The following is a 15893-nucleotide window of genomic DNA, read 5'->3' as shown; positions in this document are numbered from 1 at the left end:
CCGTTGTTTGAAGACTTGGATCTCACTGATTTCGTAGTTCGTAGCGTCCGGGTCTGTCGAAAGCCTCCGCCGAGGGGCTAGGCTTGGTCTTCGTCTCAATCGTTGGACATGTGATCAGGAGTGTGGCTGTAGTGACCACCGAACTGCGTCGTCTGCGCAACTACATCGGCGGGGAGTTCAAGGACGCCGCCGACGGGCGGACCACCGAGGTGGTCAACCCGGCCACCGGCGAGGTGTACGCCACCGCCCCGCTCTCGGGCCAGGCCGACGTCGACGCCGCCATGGCCGCCGCCGCGGCCGCCTTCCCGGGCTGGCGCGACACCACCCCGGCGGAGCGCCAGAAGGCGCTGCTGAAGATCGCCGACGCCTTCGAGGCGCGCGCGGACGAGCTCGTCGCCGCCGAGTCGGAGAACACCGGCAAGCCGCTGGGCCTCACGGCCAGCGAGGAGCTGCCGCCGATGGTGGACCAGATCCGCTTCTTCGCGGGCGCCGCCCGGCTGCTCGAGGGCCGCTCGGCCGGCGAGTACATGGAGGGGATGACCTCGATCATCCGCCGCGAGCCGGTCGGCGTCTGCGCCCAGGTCGCGCCGTGGAACTACCCGATGATGATGGCCGTGTGGAAGTTCGCCCCGGCCATCGCGGCGGGCAACACCGTGGTCCTCAAGCCCTCGGACACCACCCCGGCCTCCACCGTCCTGATGGCGGAGATCATCGACGCGATCCTGCCCAAGGGCGTCTTCAACGTCGTCTGCGGCGACCGCGAGACCGGCAAGGCCATGGTCGAGCACTCCACCCCGGCGATGGCCTCCATCACCGGCTCGGTGCGCGCGGGCATGCAGGTCGCCGAGAGCGCCTCCAAGGACGTCAAGCGCGTCCACCTGGAGCTCGGCGGCAAGGCCCCGGTCGTGGTCTTCGAGGACGCCGACATCCCCAAGGCCGTCGAGGACATCGCGGTCGCCGGCTACTTCAACGCCGGCCAGGACTGCACCGCCGCCACCCGCGTGCTCGTGCACGAGTCGATCCACGACGAGTTCGTGGCCGCGCTCGCCAAGGCCGCCGCCGACACCAAGACCGGCCAGCCGGACGACGAGGACGTGCTGTACGGCCCGCTGAACAACCCGAACCAGCTCAAGCAGGTCGCGGGCTTCATCGAGCGCCTCCCCGCCCACGCCAAGGTCGAGGCGGGCGGCCACCAGGTCGGCGAGAAGGGCTACTTCTACGCCCCGACCGTGGTCTCGGGCCTCAAGCAGGAGGACGAGATCATCCAGAACGAGGTCTTCGGCCCCGTCATCACCGTCCAGTCCTTCGCGGACGAGGCGCAGGCCCTGGAGTACGCGAACGGCGTCGAATTCGCCCTCGCCTCCTCCGTGTGGACCAAGGACCACGGCCGTGCGATGCGGATGTCCAAGAACCTCGACTTCGGCTGCGTGTGGATCAACACCCACATCCCGCTCGTCGCCGAGATGCCGCACGGCGGCTTCAAGAAGTCCGGCTACGGCAAGGACCTCTCCGCCTACGGCTTCGAGGACTACACGCGCATCAAGCACGTGATGACCTCGCTCGGCGGCTGATCGGTCGCACCGATCACCGCACAGCCTTGACGGGGCGGGCAGCGGACACCATGTCCATTGCCCGCCCTTTCGCATGGCTTGAGGCTTTGGACATGCCTCGGCACGACGCCCCCCGTCGGGTTGAACACGTTCAGGGAGAATGCTGAACGTGTTCAATTCCAGGTGTACGCTTCCTTCCATGAGCGAGAGAAGCGTCCTTCAGCGGCGTATCCGTGCCTGGCTGATCCTGTTCATCGTCTGCCTTGTGCTGAGCGGACTCACCGCCTTCCCCCTGGTCAGCGAACTCCGTTGGGCCAATGCCCTGGTGGACAACTCATGGCTCCGCCGGGTGGGCGAAGGGCTGGAACGGGCCGATGCCGATTACCCCTTCCTCCTCTACGGCACCGACTGGCTCGCTTTCGCCCATCTGGTCATCGCGGTGTTCTTCTACGGCGTCCACCGCGACCCGGTTCGCAACATCTGGATCGTCGAAGCCGGCGTGATCGCCTGCGCCGGCGTGATCCCCCTTGCCCTGATCTGCGGACCCATCCGGGGGATACCCGTCTGGTGGAGCGTCATCGACATGGCCTTCGGCGTCTTCGGGGTGATCCCCCTGCTGGTGCTCCGTCGCATGATCAAGCGCCTTGAGGCGATGCCTACCTAGCGAAAGCGGCCATGGTCCCGCAGCATCCGGGCCCGTTCGCGTGCGGCAGCCTGCTCCGCCTCGATCCGGTTGGCCCGCTCCAGCTCCGCGGCGCGGGCTTCGACGGCCTCGGTGTACGCCTGCCGCGTGTGCTGGAGCCGCCCCAGGGCATAGGCCGCCGCCGAGACGAAAAGGGTGAACAGCAGCTCACGCGCCGCCCCGGTCTCCCAGCCCACCGACAGCGCGACCACCACCACGGTGGCCAGGCCCACGGCCGCGCGGACCCGGGCGCGGCACTGCAGGGCGACCGTGTAGAAAGCGATCAGGCCCGCGTACGGCAGCGGCTGGCCCGGCCCGTCGAGAGCGAGCTTGTACACCCCTCCGATGACGACGATCGCCGCGAGCACGGCCACCGGCGCCCGGCGCCGCCAGACCAGCGGCAGCACGCCGAGCGTGGTCATCCCGTACGAGGCCCAGGTCGCGGCCGGCAGCTCGGGCGACCGGGGCACCACGAACGGCATCGTGACGGCCAGCTGCACCAGCAGGGTCAGACCCAGGTCCCGCCACCGCGGATCGGCGCCGCGGATCCCGTCCCGGAAGGCGCGTATCACCGGCCGAGCCCGGCCCGTACGGCCGTCAGCGCGTCCACCCGGTTCGTGGTGATCGCGTCGGCCCCCGCCGCGACGAGCGCCTTCATCGTCCGCTTGGTGTCCGCGGTCCAGGCCGACACCAGCAGGCCGTCCCGGTGGAGCGCGTCCACGAGCTCCCGGCTCACCAGCCCGAAACGGTAGTTGAGCCAGCGCGGCGCCACGGCGTCGATCAGCACCCGCCGCGGCGGCGACAGCGTGGTCCAGGTGAGCGCGATCTCGGCGCCCGGATCCGCGGCGCGGACCGACAGCATCGTCCGCGGGCCCGCGCAGTAGTACGTCCGCTCGCGCGCCCCGCACTCGCGGACCTGTTCCACGACCGTGCGCACCGCCTCGAAGGTGGCACCCGGGAGGTCGAGCATCAGCCGGCCCGCCCCGGCCGCCGTCAGGGCGTCGCGGAGCGTGGGAACACCGCCCTGCGTCAGCTCCTTGAGCTGCGCGGCGGTGACGTCGGCCAGGCGCACGTCGTGGCCCCACAGCCGCTGGAGCTTCTCGTCGTGGAGCAGGACCGGCACCCCGTCGCGGGTCAGCCGTACGTCGATCTCGACCGCGTCCGCCCCGCGGGCGAAGGCGGAGCGGATCGAGGGCAGGGTGTTCTCACGGGCACGGTAGGGATCGCCGCGGTGGCCGACGGCAGTCAGGGTGCGCATGGCTCCATTCTCAGGGGCCGACCGGCCAACAGGGGTCAGCGCGCGAGCCATTCGGCGGTGTACGCGTCGATCTCCGCGTTGAGCTTCGCCTTGCCGGCCGGGTCCAGGAAGGAGGCCTCGACGGCGTTCTTGGCGAGCTCGGCGAGTCCGCGCTCGTCGAGGTCGAGGAGGCGGGCGGCCACCGCGTACTCGTTGTTGAGGTCTGAGCCGAACATCGGCGGGTCGTCGCTGTTGATGGTGACGAGCACGCCCGCCGCCACCATCTCCTTGACGGGGTGCTGGTCGAGGTCGGTGACGGCGCGGGTGGCGATGTTGGAGGTCGGGCAGACCTCCAGCGCGATCCGGTTCTCCGCGAGGTACTTCAGCAGGGACGGGTCCTGGGTGGCGCTGGTGCCGTGGCCGATGCGCTCGGCGCCCAGCTCGTTGATGGCGTCCCAGATCGTCTCCGGGCCGGTGGTCTCGCCGGCGTGCGGCACGCTGCGCAGGCCGGCCGCGCGGGCCTGGTCGAAGTACGGCTTGAACTGCGGGCGCGGGACGCCGATCTCGGGTCCGCCGAGGCCGAAGGAGACCAGGCCCTCGGGGTGCAGGTCGACGGCGAGGCGGGCGGTCTCGGCGGCGGCCTCCAGGCCGGCCTCGCCGGGGATGTCGAAGCACCAGCGCAGGATGACCCCGAGCTCGGCCTCGGCGGCCTTGCGGGCGTCCTCGATGGCCTCCATGAAGGCCTTCTCCTCGATGCCGCGACGGGTGGAGGAGTACGGGGTGATGGTCAGCTCGGCGTAGCGGATGTTCTGCCGGGCCATGTCGCGGGCGACCTCGAAGGTCAGCAGCCGTACGTCCTCGGGAGTGCGGACGAGGTCGACGACCGACAGGTAGACCTCGATGAAGTGCGCGAAGTCGGTGAAGGTGAAGTAGTCGGCGAGGGCCTCGGGGTCGGTGGGGACCTTCGAGTCGGGGTGCCGGGCGGCGAGCTCGGCCACGATGCGCGGGGAGGCCGAGCCGACGTGGTGGACGTGCAGTTCGGCCTTGGGCAGCCCCGCGATGAAGGGGTGCAGGTCGGTCATGGGGGCGCCTCCGGGAGAACGCGAGAGCGGTCGGGTCGGGTTCATCGTAGGCACGCCCCATGACTGTCGGTGGCAGCGCTTAGCATGGCTGTACGAGAGGGGGGCGCCGCATGACCGAGAACAGTCCCGAGCCGCGAGACCCGTGGGCGCCGCCGGAGCGGCCGGCGGTGGATCTGGGCAAACCGCAGGGCCAGCACGGCACACCGGGCGTGTCGGGCCCGGCGTCCGCGCACGACCAGCCGACGCTCGCGGGGATGCCGGGCGACCAACTGCCCCTCTCCGCTCCGGCCACCACCCCGACCCCGCCCACGACTGCGATGCCGATGGCGGGGCCCGCGTCAGCGGCGTACGGGTACCCGGCCCAGCCCGGGTACGGATACCCCGGCGACGCGGGCCATCCCGGATACCAGGGCTACCCCGGGTACCCGGGATACCCGGGATACCCGGGCCACGGCTCGTACCCGCCGTACGGGACCCAGCGGAGCAACGGCTTCGGCATCACCGCGCTCGTCCTCGGCATCCTCTCGGTCGTCGCCTGCATCACCAGCTTCATAGCGATAGCGCTCGGGATCGGGGCGGTCGTCTTCGGCGCCCTGGGCAAGGGCAAGGCGACCCGCGGCGAGGCCGACAACGGCGGGATGGCGCTCGCCGGCATCATCCTGGGCGCGATCGGCATCGTGCTGGGCGGCCTGATGATCGCGATCATATTCGCCGGCCTCATGGACGAGGGGTCGACGGACGATTCCCCGTACGACAGTCCGTACGACAACTCCCAGGTCCACGAGAAGGTCTGACCGACCGCTTCAAGAAGCCCACGGCCACTCGGCGTTCCGGCCGTCCTCGATCAGGGACACCATCCGGAACGCCCCGTCGGTGAGCCCGCCGAAGGTGTGCCGGTTCGCGCCGCCGGAGGGCGCGTGCCCCACCCGGTAGCCGGCCAGGTTCCACGTGTAGACGGGAACCGTGGGCGGCACCTCCGCCGTCGGATCGCCGCCGTGGCCGTACGAGGCGGCCTGCTCGTCGGTGACGATCAACACCCGGTCGTGGCCCCGGTAGTGCTTCCTCACGGCCTGGGCCGTGTAGGTGCCCCCGAGGTCCCCGAACCGATCGAGCACCTTCAGTACCGACTCCCCCCGGGCGTACGGGACGACCTGGCTGGTCGTACCGAACTGCACCAGGTCGGCGCGCTCGGCCCGCAGAGCCAACGCCGCCCCGAAGACGGCCGCGGCATCCGCCCGGTTGAGCTGGGAGCGGTCCGAGAGCGGGGACCACATCGAGCCGGACCGGTCGACGAGGACCAGCGTCCGGCCGGGCAGCGCCGGTACGTTGGCCAGCGAGTGCCCGAGCGCCTGCTCCAGCGGGTACGCCCAGCGCAGCGAGGGCGCGTGCTGGTAGGCGGCCAGGTAGCGGAAGGGGAACTGCCGGGACCGGGCGACGGTCTCCGGGTCGCAGATCCTCGCCGCGACCCGTGCGGCCACCGCGCCCGAGACCCCGGCCTGGTCGAAGTTGCGCAGGTTGCGCAGCAGGGCCATCGCTCCCATGGACGGGATGACCGCCTCCCAGGCGGCCGCGTCCATCGGCCCCTGGAGCCATCCGGCCAGCGCCTCCCAGGTCATGCCCGCCTCCGCGAGCCGCTGCGCGCCGTCCGGAGCGACGACCACACCACGCCGCTCGGACACCGGCAGCTCCATCAGCGCCCGGTGGGCGACGAGGGTGCGGCTGCCCGCGGGGACCTCGGCGCTCTCCGGGTGGTGCCTGCGGTCGAGGGCGTAGCGGAACAGCTCGCCCTGCCAGGGCTTGGCCGGGTCGGGGGAGGCGTGCACGAGGTTGAGGACGTCACCGAAGCGGTAGGCCTTGGAGTCGGTGTCGTACTTCAGCAGCGAGGTGGCGGAGTAGAGCCGGCGCACGGCGTCGGCGATGCCGCGCTTGACGGGCTTGGGCACGCCCCGCCCGTACGTCGCCGTCCAGTAGGCCAGCAGCTCACCGGGCTCGTCCGCGCGCCGCAGGACCGAGTCCACGACCTGGCGGTTCGAAGGCCCGTCCGTCGCGCCAGCGTCGAGCCGGGCCCTGACGTACTCGGCGGCGCCGACGAGCGAGGCGGTACGCAGGTTCGCGTCCCCGCGGAGCCAGCCCAGCAGGCCGGCCGTCCACGCGGGATCCTCTACGGCGAGGGTGCGCACGAGCGCGGCGAAGCGGTCGTCGCGCGCCTCACCGCTCTCGTACGCGGTGCGCTGCGTCACGAAGTTGGCGACGGCCAGCAGGAACAGCGTCGGAACGCAGGGCTGTCCCGGCCGCCCTGGTGGGTGCGGCCGGTATGCCCGAAATGTGGACCGGAGAGCTGACTGGCTCGGTCCAGGATGGCTCTTGGTTGAAGCGAGCCATTTGAATCCTCCCCAGCCCGAAGAACGGGGGATTCCTGGCTCACGCTGCCTGACGCCCCGTTGGGACATCAGGTCTTCCGCGATCAACACCAGCCGGGTTGAGACCAGCCCGGAAAGGAGCAATGCGAAGAAAGATGTGCGTGCTTGGTTCTCGCGACGCACTTTCCACAGCCATCTTACTCCGGCAGTCCGCGTGAATGCCCCTGATTCCACAGGATGTTCGCCAGGAGCGCGGGGGCCGCAACCACTCAGTCGTGCGTGACGTACGTGTCCAGAGGTCGAGTCCGGCGAAACCACGTGGTGCTCTACCCGCTGAGCTACATCGGCCCGAAGCCGGTGACGGGACTCGAACCCGCGGCCGCCCGATTATGAGTCGAAGTAGGTCTCGCCTTCGCACCTGGACGAGGACCACGTTAGGCGCCGGGGACGGGCTCCACCACGCAATTACTGAGCAGCGTGGGCACCATGACCGACGCGCCGTCCGTGCCGCGCGACAGCGGGACCCAGATGAGCCCGACCATCCGCGGGCAGTCGCACTCCAGGTCCGCGTCGACACCGAGGACCGGCTCGCCGGGCTCGACGTCCACGCGGAAGCAGGAGGTCCAGCCCGAGGGGTACGGGGAGTCGTACGCGTACCGCACGCCCAGGGCGCGCAGGCCCACCTCCTCGGCCACCTCCCGCCGGACCGCCTCCTCGGGCTCCTCGCCCGCCTCCAGACCGCCGCCCGGCAAGGTCCAGTACTCCGGCCCGTCGTGCCTGCCCGTCGCCCCGCGGCCACGCTCGCGCACCATGAGCACACAGCCGTCCCGGATGATCACGGCGGCGACCCGGCGCCGCTCCGGCATGGGACGGTCGGTCACGCTGCGTCGGCCCGCAGCCGCTCCCGGGCCTCCATCAGGGCGAAGCCCAGCAGGTTCAGCCCCCGCCAGCGCGCCGGATCCAGGGCGCGCTCGTCGTCGGCCGCCAGCCCGATGCCCCAGATCCGGTCCAGCGGGCTCGCCTCCACCAGCACCCGGCTCCCGGTGCCCAGCAGGTACCCGCGCAGCGCCGGATCGGAGCCGAACTTGTGCACGCTCCCCTCCACCACCAGGGCGAACCGCTCCCGCTCCCATATCGCGTCGTCGAAGCCGCGCACGAGCCGCCCGGCCTTCTTGGCGGCCGCCGGACTCTTCGCCTCCAGCGCGGCACGCTCCGCCGCGGAGTCTGCGAACAACCGGGCCTTGCCGGCCATCATCCAGTGCTCGGCGGTGGCATAACGGACGTCACCGACAGTGAAAGCGGATGGCCACCACTGGCTCAGACAGCTCGGGCCGAGCCTCCCGTCCGCCTGCGGCTGGTGGCCCCAGAACGGCAGGAACTTCACCCGCTCACCACGGCTGACCTGGTCGATCAGGTTTTCGATCATCTCCATGCACGCGAGTCTGGCAGTCGCCACTGACACTTCGTACCGGATTTTCGGTGTGCCTCGACACATGGTCGACCGATTCCGTCGCGTAATCAAAAGGCAACAACGGAATCACTTGGCCGAGGGCCCCTCCTCTGTCAGGATCGGCACTCAATTCGAGCTGTAGCTCGAACTGTAGCTACGGAGAGCGTGAGAGCGTGATGGGCAACCGCTTCCAGGTCAAGGACCGCTTCGCAGACGGCGCGCAGTACATCGACGGGCGGCTCAGGCCCGGCACCTCCGGGCGGTCGCACACGGTGGTCGATCCGGCGACCGGCGACGAGGTCCTCACCTACGAACTCGCGAGTACCGCGGACGTAGACGAGGCGGTCGCCGCCGCCCGACGGGCCTTCCCGGCCTGGTCCGGCGCCACCCCCGGCGAGCGGTCCGACGCCCTGCACCGGCTGGCCGCCGTACTGGCCGAGCAGGCCGAGGACTTCGCGTACGCCGAGTCCCTCCAGTGCGGCAAGCCGATCAAGCTGTCCACGGAGTTCGACGTGCCGGGGACCATCGACAACACCGCCTTCTTCGCGGGCGCCGCCCGCCACCTCCAGGGGCAGGCGGCCGCCGAGTACTCCGGCGACCACACCTCCTACGTACGCCGCGAGGCCATCGGCGTCGTCGGCTCGATCGCCCCGTGGAACTATCCGCTGCAGATGGCCGCCTGGAAGATCCTCCCTGCCATCGCCGCGGGCAACACCATCGTTCTCAAGCCCGCCGAACTCACCCCGCTGACCTCCCTGATGTTCGCGCAGGCGGCCAAGGACGCGGGCCTGCCCGACGGCGTGATCAACATCGTCACCGGCGCCGGCCGCGACGCCGGGGAGCACCTGGTCGGCCACCCCGACGTCGTGATGACCTCCTTCACGGGCTCCACGGCCGTCGGCAAGCGGGTCGCCGAGATCGCCACCGCCACCGTCAAGCGGCTCCACCTGGAACTGGGCGGCAAGGCCCCCTTCCTCGTCTTCGACGACGCCGACCTGGAGGCCGCCGCGCACGGCGCCGTCGCCGCCTCCCTCATCAACACCGGCCAGGACTGCACCGCCGCGACGCGCGCCTACGTCCAGCGCCCCCTGCACGACGCCTTCGTCGCCCGCGTCGCGGAGCTGATGGAGAGCGTCCGTCTCGGCGACCCCTTCGCGGCCACCACCGACCTCGGCCCGCTGGTCTCCCACGCCCAGCGCGACCGGGTCGCCGGCTTCGTCGAGCGCGCCCGGGCGTACGCCACCGTCGTCACCGGCGGCGAGATCCCGCAGGGCGGGGAAGGCGAGAGCGGCCTCGCCGACGGCGCGTACTACCGGCCCACCCTCATCGTCGGCGCCGCCCAGGACAGTGAGGTGGTCCAGTCCGAGATCTTCGGTCCGGTCCTCGTCGTCCTGCCCTTCGACACCGACGACGAGGGCATCGCGCTGGCCAACGACACCCCGTACGGACTCGCGGCCTCCGCCTGGAGCCGGGACCTGTACCGGGCGAACCGCGCCACCCGCGAGATCAAGGCGGGCTGCGTCTGGATCAACGACCACATTCCGATCATCAGCGAGATGCCCCACGGGGGCTACAAGGCCAGCGGCTTCGGAAAGGACATGTCGGCCTACTCCTTCGAGGAGTACACGCAGGTCAAGCACGTGATGTACGACAACACGGCGGTAGCCGCGAAGGACTGGCACCGCACGATCTTCGGGGACCGATAGCAGTCAGCCGCCCGACCAGCGGCGCACCCATCCCGAAAGGGCACAGCGCATGGAGCAGTTCGAGCCCGACCGCCTCTCCGCGGCGCAACTCGCCGCGATGCGGCGCAGCCTCACCAGCGGGCGCGGCGCCCTCACCCGCCGCTCGCTGTTGCGCGCCTCCGGAGTCGGAGCGCTCACTCTCGGAGGCCTGTCCACCCTCGCCGCCTGCGGCATCCCGCCCGCCAAGCGCGAGGGCGACTCGGCCGCGGCCTCCGACGACCACTCGGCCCGGGAGAAGGAGATCAACTTCTCCAACTGGACCGAGTACATGGACACCAGCGAGGACGAGAAGTCCCGTCCCACCCTGGAGGAGTTCACCAAGCGGTCCGGGATCAAGGTCAAGTACACCGAGGACATCAACGACAACGTCGAGTTCTTCGGCAAGATCAAGCCGCAGCTCGCGGCCGGCCAGGACACCGGCCGCGACCTGATCGTCGTCACCGACTGGCTCGCCGCCCGCATCATCCGCCTCGGCTGGGCGCAGAAGCTGGACCCCTCGCACCTGCCGCACGCCTACGCCAACCTGTCCCCGCAGTTCCGCAGCCCCGACTGGGACCCGGGGCGCGCGTACAGCTACCCGTGGACCGGCATTTCCACCGTCATCGCCTACAACGAGAAGGCGACGGACGGCAAGAAGGTCGACTCCGTCACCCAGATGCTCGACGACCCCTCCCTCAAGGGCCGGGTCGGCTTCCTCACCGAGATGCGCGACAGCGTCGGCATGACCATGCTCGACCAGGGCAAGGACCCCTCCTCCTTCACCACCGCCGACTTCGACGAGGCGATCGGCCGGCTCCAGAAGGGCGTGGACAAGAACCAGATCCGCCGCTTCACCGGCAACGACTACACCTCCGACCTCGACAAGGGCGACCTCGCCGCCTGCCTGGCCTGGGCGGGCGACGTCATCCAGCTCCAGGCGGGCAACCCGGACATCAAGTTCGCGATCCCGGCCGCCGGTTACATCACCTCCAGCGACAACCTGCTGGTCCCCGCCAAGGCCCGGCACAAGGCCAACGCGGAGAAGCTCATCGACTACTACTACGAGCTTCCCGTCGCCGCCCAGCTGGCCGCGTTCATCAGCTACGTCTGCCCCGTCGAGGGCGTCAAGGACGAGCTCGCGAAGATCGACCCCGCGCTCGCGGACAACGCCCTGATCGTCCCGGACAAGGCGATGACCGCCAAGTCCCGCGCCTTCCGCTCCCTCAGCAGCGAGGAAGAGACGGCCTACGAGGAGAAGTTCGCCAAGCTCATCGGCGCGTGACGCCTCGCGGCGAGCCGTGCAGACCGAGGCACCGCCCACCGGACGCCCCGTCGGCGGCGGAGCCCGCTCCGGCTCCACCCCGCCGGACGCCCCGTGCGCCGGCGGAGCCCCCGGCCTGCTCCCGCTCCGCAGCCGGATGACACCGTCCTTGCCCCCTGCTCTCATCCAACCCCCGGGACCCATCCATGACTGAAACGACCGCGGGCGGCGACGTCCGCCTCTCCGGGATCAGCAAGCACTACGGCTCCTTCACCGCCGTGCACCCGCTGGATCTCACCATCCCCCAGGGCTCCTTCTTCGCCCTGCTCGGCGCCTCGGGCTGCGGCAAGACCACCACCCTGCGCATGATCGCCGGCCTGGAGGAGCCCTCCACCGGCACGGTCCACCTCGGCGACCGGCCGGTCACCCACCTGCCGCCCTACAAGCGGCCGGTCAACACGGTCTTCCAGAGCTACGCGCTCTTCCCGCACCTGAACGTCTACGAGAACGTCGCCTTCGGCCTGCGCCGACGCGGCATCTCCTCGGTCAAGAAGCAGGTCGACGAGATGCTGGAGCTGGTCCAGCTCGGCCAGTTCGCCCAGCGCAAGCCGCACCAGCTCTCCGGCGGCCAGCAGCAGCGCGTCGCCGTCGCCCGCGCCCTGATCAACCACCCGCAGGTGCTGCTCCTCGACGAGCCGCTCGGCGCCCTCGACCTCAAGCTGCGCCGCCAGATGCAGCTGGAGCTCAAGCGGATCCAGACCGAGGTCGGCATCACCTTCGTGCACGTCACGCACGACCAGGAGGAGGCCATGACCATGGCCGACACGGTCGCCGTGATGAACGGCGGGCGCGTCGAGCAGCTGGGCGCCCCCGCCGAGCTGTACGAGAACCCGGGCACCACCTTCGTCGCCAACTTCCTCGGCACCTCGAACCTCATCGAGGCCCACGTGGAGTCGGCCGGCTCCGAGGTCGTGGTCTCGGCCTCCGGCACCAGGCTCCGGCTGCCCGCGGCGCGCTGTGCGACGACGCCCTCCACCGGCGGGAAACTGCTGGTCGGGGTACGCCCGGAGAAGATCTCCCTGGTCCACGCCGACGAGGAGCACACCATCGCGGCCGGCCGCAACAAGGTCCCCGGCCGGATCGCGGACTCCTCCTTCATCGGCGTCTCCACGCAGTACGTCATCGACAGCCAGGTCTGTCCCGACCTGGAGGTGTACGCCCAGAACATCGAGCGGGACACCCGCCTGGTGCCCGGCGCCGAGGTGGTCCTGCACTGGAACCCGGAGCACACCTTCGGCCTCGACGCCGCCCAGGCCATCGACGCGGGTGTGGAGACGGTGGAGGAGAGCGCGTGACCGCCACCGCGGCGCCGCCCCTCGCGCCCGCCCCCGCCGAACCCCCGGTCCACAAGCCGTCCGTGCGCAAGCGGCTGGTCCCCTACTGGCTGCTGCTCCCCGGCATCCTGTGGCTGCTGGTCTTCTTCGTGCTGCCGATGGTCTACCAGGCCTCCACCTCGCTGCAGACCGGCTCCCTCGAAGAGGGCTTCGAGGTCACCTGGCACTTCCGGACCTACTGGGACGCCTTCACCGAGTACCTCCCGCAGTTTCTGCGCTCCCTGCTCTACGCCGGCACCGCGACCGCGCTGTGCCTGCTGCTCGGGTACCCGCTGGCCTACATGATCGCCTTCAAGGCGGGCCGCTGGCGGGGCCTGCTGCTGGTGCTGGTCATCGCGCCCTTCTTCACCAGCTTCCTGATCCGCACGCTGGCCTGGAAGACGATCCTGGCCGACGGCGGCCCGGTGGTCGCCGTTCTGGGCGGCATCGGCTTCCTCGACGTCACCAGCTGGCTCGGCATCACCCAGGGGGACCGGGTGCTCGCCACACCGCTCGCGGTCGTCTGCGGTCTGACGTACAACTTCCTCCCCTTCATGATCCTGCCGCTGTACTCCTCGCTGGAGCGCATCGACACCCGCCTGCACGAGGCGGCCGGGGACCTGTACGCCCACCCCGCCACGGTCTTCCGGAAGGTGACCTTCCCGCTCTCCATGCCCGGCGTGGTCTCCGGGACCCTGCTCACCTTCATCCCGGCGAGCGGCGACTACGTGAACGCCGAGCTGCTCGGGTCCACGGACACCCGGATGATCGGCAACGTCATCCAGTCGCAGTACCTGCGGATCCTCGACTACCCGACGGCGGCCGCGCTGTCCTTCATCCTCATGGCCATCGTGCTGATCATGGTCACCATCTACATCCGCCGAGCGGGGACGGAGGACCTGGTCTGATGCGCGCTCCCGTCACCTGGCTCCGGCGCAATCTGGTCGTCATCGCGGGCCTCGGCACGCTCGCGTACATGATCCTGCCGAACGTCGTCGTCACCGTCTTCTCCTTCAACAACCCCACCGGGCGGTTCAACTACGCCTGGCAGGAGTTCTCGCTCGACGCGTGGAAGGACCCCTGCGGGGTCGCCGACCTGTGCGGCTCCCTCGCGCTCTCGCTCCAGATCGCCCTGTGGTCCACCATCGCCGCGACCGCCCTGGGCACCGCGATCGCCTTCGCGCTGGTGCGCTACCGCTTCCGGGCGCGCGGCGCGGTCAACTCGCTGATCTTCCTGCCCATGGCCATGCCCGAGATCGTGATGGCGGCCTCGCTGCTCGCGCTCTTCCTCAACATGGGCATCCAGCTGGGCTTCTGGACGATCCTGATAGCCCACATCATGTTCTGCCTCAGCTTCGTCGTCGCCGCCGTCAAGGCGCGGGTCCTGTCCATGGACCCGCGCCTGGAGGAAGCCGCCCGTGACCTCTACGCGAGCCCGGTGCAGACCTTCCTGCGGGTGACCCTGCCCATCGCGGCCCCCGGTATCGCGGCGGGCGCGCTGCTCTCCTTCGCGCTCTCCTTCGACGACTTCATCATCACCAACTTCAACTCGGGCAACACCGTCACCTTCCCCATGTTCGTGTGGGGATCGGCCCAGCGCGGTACGCCCGTGCAGATCAACGTCATCGGCACGGCGATGTTCGTCATCGCGGTGCTGGTGGTCCTGGCCGGCCAGATGGTCGGCAACCGCCGCAAGAAGGCACAACCGAAGTAGACCCCTGTAGGGAGTTGGAAGCCATGGCCCCAGTCGCCATGCGTAGTGTTGCTAAATCCCTTTCCGAAGCGAAGCCGGTCTCGTACTGGCTGGACGACCCCGGCAAGCCCGCCCCGCAGCCGGCGCTCACCTCCGACGAGCGCTGCGACCTGCTGGTCATCGGAGCCGGCTACAGCGGGCTGTGGACCGCGCTGCTCGCCAAGGAGCGCGACCCCGAGCGGGACGTCGTCGTGATCGAGAGCAAGGAGGCGGGCTGGGCCGCCTCCGGCCGCAACGGCGGTTTCTGCGCCGCGTCCCTCACCCACGGCCTCGGCAACGGGCTGGCCCGCTGGCCCGGCGAGCTGGCGAAACTGGAGGAGCTGGGCGCCCGCAACCTCGACGCCATCGAGGAGGCCGTCGCCCGCTACGGCATCGACTGCGACTTCGAGCGGACCGGCGAGATCGACGTCGCCACCGAACCCCACCAGGTCGAGGAGCTGCGCGAACTGCACGAGCAGGCGCGGCGCCTCGGTCTGGCGGACGGCTCCACATGGCTGGACCGGGACGCGGTGCGCGCCGAAGTCGACTCCCCGACCTTCCTCGCGGGCCTCTGGGACCGCGACGGCGTGGCCATGCTCCACCCGGCGAAGCTGGCCTGGGGCCTCAAGCGGGCCTGCCTCGGCCTCGGGGTGCGGATCTACGAGAACACCCGCGGCCTGAAGCTGGCCTCGGCCGGCTCCGGAATGACCGTGCAGACCCCCTACGGCACGATCCTCGCGCGCCGGATCGCCCTGGGCACCAACATCTTCCCGTCGCTGGTCCGGCGGATCCGCCCCTTCACCGTCCCCGTCTACGACTACGCGCTGATGAGCGAGCCGCTGGACGAGGCGCAGCTGGCCGCGGTCGGCTGGAAGAACCGGCAGGGGCTGGGCGACAGCGCGAACCAGTTCCACTACTTCCGGATCACCCGGGACAACCGGATCCTGTGGGGCGGCTACGACGCGATCTACCCCTACCGGGGGAAGCTCGACTCCGAGTACGACCACCGCCCCGAGACCTACCTCAGGCTCGCGGAGCACTTCTTCACCGCCTTCCCGCAGCTGGAGGGGCTGAAGTTCAGCCACGCCTGGGGCGGCGCGATCGACACCTGCTCGCGCTTCTCCGCGTTCTTCGGCACCGCGCACTCCGGGAAGGTGGCCTACGCGGCCGGCTACACCGGGCTCGGGGTGGGCGCCACCCGGTTCGGCGCGGACGTGATGCTGGACCTGCTGGACGGACTCTCCACCGAGCGCACCCGGCTGGAGATGGTGAAGTCCAAGCCGATGCCGTTCCCGCCCGAGCCCTTCGCATGGACCGGGATCGCGCTCACCAAGTGGTCGCTGGCCCGCGCGGACGCCCGGGGCGGGCGCCGCAACCTCTGGCTCAAGACGATGGACCGCCTCGGCCTCGGTTTCGACAGCTGATCCGTTCATGTGCTGATC

Annotated in this window: 14 protein-coding genes and 1 pseudogene; 9 read left to right on the top strand and 6 right to left on the bottom strand. The window is 70.2% G+C overall.

Translation table 11 applies throughout. The annotated features are described in order from the left end of the window. Window positions 1-131 precede the first annotated feature (131 nt). Both ACZ4TV_RS22740 and ACZ4TV_RS22735 read left to right on the top strand, forming a co-directional pair. Window positions 132-1571: a gamma-aminobutyraldehyde dehydrogenase gene (locus tag ACZ4TV_RS22740; RefSeq protein WP_468136572.1), complete on the top strand. Its 1440-nt coding sequence runs from the start codon at window positions 132-134 to the stop codon at window positions 1569-1571. A gap of 178 nt (window positions 1572-1749) precedes the next feature. Next, window positions 1750-2214: a hypothetical protein gene (locus ACZ4TV_RS22735; RefSeq protein WP_468136571.1), complete on the top strand. Its 465-nt coding sequence runs from the start codon at window positions 1750-1752 to the stop codon at window positions 2212-2214. Here the strand turns inward: ACZ4TV_RS22735 and ACZ4TV_RS22730 are convergent. From ACZ4TV_RS22730 to ACZ4TV_RS22720, 3 genes are read right to left on the bottom strand one after another with little or no spacing between them, the layout of a single operon-like run. Further along, window positions 2211-2804 carry a DUF7134 domain-containing protein gene (locus ACZ4TV_RS22730; protein WP_468136570.1) on the bottom strand — a complete coding sequence of 198 codons (594 nt, stop codon included), beginning with the start codon at window positions 2802-2804 and terminating at the stop codon, window positions 2211-2213. The two genes, ACZ4TV_RS22735 and ACZ4TV_RS22730, sit on opposite strands and share 4 nt — an antisense overlap. After that, complete coding sequence (locus ACZ4TV_RS22725) at window positions 2801-3490, bottom strand: glycerophosphodiester phosphodiesterase (RefSeq protein WP_468136569.1); 690 nt, start codon at window positions 3488-3490, stop codon at window positions 2801-2803. Before ACZ4TV_RS22725 ends, ACZ4TV_RS22730 begins: the two co-directional genes overlap by 4 nt. A gap of 35 nt (window positions 3491-3525) precedes the next feature. Then, window positions 3526-4551: an adenosine deaminase gene (locus tag ACZ4TV_RS22720; RefSeq protein ID WP_468136568.1), complete on the bottom strand. Its 1026-nt coding sequence runs from the start codon at window positions 4549-4551 to the stop codon at window positions 3526-3528. A gap of 110 nt (window positions 4552-4661) precedes the next feature. Between ACZ4TV_RS22720 and ACZ4TV_RS22715 the strand changes: the two genes are divergently transcribed. Then, entirely contained in the window at window positions 4662-5345 is a 684-nt protein-coding gene (locus ACZ4TV_RS22715) for a DUF4190 domain-containing protein (RefSeq protein ID WP_468136567.1), read from the top strand. Window positions 5346-5354: 9 nt separating this feature from the next. Here the strand turns inward: ACZ4TV_RS22715 and ACZ4TV_RS22710 are convergent. From ACZ4TV_RS22710 to ACZ4TV_RS22700, 3 genes and pseudogenes are all read right to left on the bottom strand, one after another. Then, window positions 5355-6933 (bottom strand): annotated as a pseudogene (locus ACZ4TV_RS22710) (TROVE domain-containing protein). 412 nt (window positions 6934-7345) lie between these two features. Continuing rightward, the gene (locus ACZ4TV_RS22705; protein WP_468136566.1) at window positions 7346-7792 is read right to left on the bottom strand and encodes an NUDIX hydrolase; all 447 of its coding nucleotides are present in this window, start codon (window positions 7790-7792) and stop codon (window positions 7346-7348) included. Next, window positions 7789-8343, bottom strand: coding sequence for an NADAR family protein (locus ACZ4TV_RS22700; RefSeq protein ID WP_468136564.1), 555 nt, complete (start codon window positions 8341-8343; stop codon window positions 7789-7791). The genes ACZ4TV_RS22705 and ACZ4TV_RS22700 overlap by 4 nt, the downstream gene beginning before the upstream one ends. A gap of 194 nt (window positions 8344-8537) precedes the next feature. Here ACZ4TV_RS22700 and ACZ4TV_RS22695 point away from each other — a divergent pair, with 194 nt between their 5' ends. The 6 genes from ACZ4TV_RS22695 (at window position 8538) to ACZ4TV_RS22670 (ending at window position 15875) form a co-directional block, all read left to right on the top strand. Beyond that, window positions 8538-10067 carry a gamma-aminobutyraldehyde dehydrogenase gene (locus ACZ4TV_RS22695; RefSeq protein WP_468136671.1) on the top strand — a complete coding sequence of 510 codons (1530 nt, stop codon included), beginning with the start codon at window positions 8538-8540 and terminating at the stop codon, window positions 10065-10067. A 49-nt stretch (window positions 10068-10116) separates the two neighbouring features. Further along, window positions 10117-11367, top strand: a complete 1251-nt coding sequence (locus tag ACZ4TV_RS22690; protein WP_468136563.1) for a polyamine ABC transporter substrate-binding protein — start codon at window positions 10117-10119, stop codon at window positions 11365-11367. A 185-nt stretch (window positions 11368-11552) separates the two neighbouring features. After that, window positions 11553-12701, top strand: a complete 1149-nt coding sequence (locus ACZ4TV_RS22685; protein WP_468136562.1) for an ABC transporter ATP-binding protein — start codon at window positions 11553-11555, stop codon at window positions 12699-12701. Beyond that, window positions 12698-13627, top strand: a complete 930-nt coding sequence (locus tag ACZ4TV_RS22680; RefSeq protein WP_468136561.1) for an ABC transporter permease — start codon at window positions 12698-12700, stop codon at window positions 13625-13627. The genes ACZ4TV_RS22685 and ACZ4TV_RS22680 overlap by 4 nt, the downstream gene beginning before the upstream one ends. Continuing rightward, entirely contained in the window at window positions 13627-14433 is an 807-nt protein-coding gene (locus ACZ4TV_RS22675) for an ABC transporter permease (protein ID WP_468136560.1), read from the top strand. The genes ACZ4TV_RS22680 and ACZ4TV_RS22675 overlap by 1 nt, the downstream gene beginning before the upstream one ends. A 23-nt stretch (window positions 14434-14456) precedes the next feature. Further along, window positions 14457-15875, top strand: coding sequence for an NAD(P)/FAD-dependent oxidoreductase (locus ACZ4TV_RS22670; protein WP_468136558.1), 1419 nt, complete (start codon window positions 14457-14459; stop codon window positions 15873-15875). Window positions 15876-15893: the final 18 nt, after the last annotated feature.

The organism is Streptomyces sp. NPDC028910 (assembly GCF_055564955.1).
This window is presented reverse-complemented; position numbering and strand designations above follow the sequence as displayed.

Coding starts and splice junctions, on each gene's coding strand:
- ACZ4TV_RS22670 (WP_468136558.1), top strand. CDS start 14,457: ATGGCCCCAGTCGCCATGCGTAGTGTTGCTAAATCCCTTTCCGAAGCG.
- ACZ4TV_RS22690 (WP_468136563.1), top strand. CDS start 10,117: ATGGAGCAGTTCGAGCCCGACCGCCTCTCCGCGGCGCAACTCGCCGCG.
- ACZ4TV_RS22700 (WP_468136564.1), bottom strand. CDS start 8,343: ATGGAGATGATCGAAAACCTGATCGACCAGGTCAGCCGTGGTGAGCGG.
- ACZ4TV_RS22720 (WP_468136568.1), bottom strand. CDS start 4,551: ATGACCGACCTGCACCCCTTCATCGCGGGGCTGCCCAAGGCCGAACTG.
- ACZ4TV_RS22715 (WP_468136567.1), top strand. CDS start 4,662: ATGACCGAGAACAGTCCCGAGCCGCGAGACCCGTGGGCGCCGCCGGAG.
- ACZ4TV_RS22675 (WP_468136560.1), top strand. CDS start 13,627: ATGCGCGCTCCCGTCACCTGGCTCCGGCGCAATCTGGTCGTCATCGCG.
- ACZ4TV_RS22735 (WP_468136571.1), top strand. CDS start 1,750: ATGAGCGAGAGAAGCGTCCTTCAGCGGCGTATCCGTGCCTGGCTGATC.
- ACZ4TV_RS22695 (WP_468136671.1), top strand. CDS start 8,538: ATGGGCAACCGCTTCCAGGTCAAGGACCGCTTCGCAGACGGCGCGCAG.
- ACZ4TV_RS22685 (WP_468136562.1), top strand. CDS start 11,553: ATGACTGAAACGACCGCGGGCGGCGACGTCCGCCTCTCCGGGATCAGC.
- ACZ4TV_RS22725 (WP_468136569.1), bottom strand. CDS start 3,490: ATGCGCACCCTGACTGCCGTCGGCCACCGCGGCGATCCCTACCGTGCC.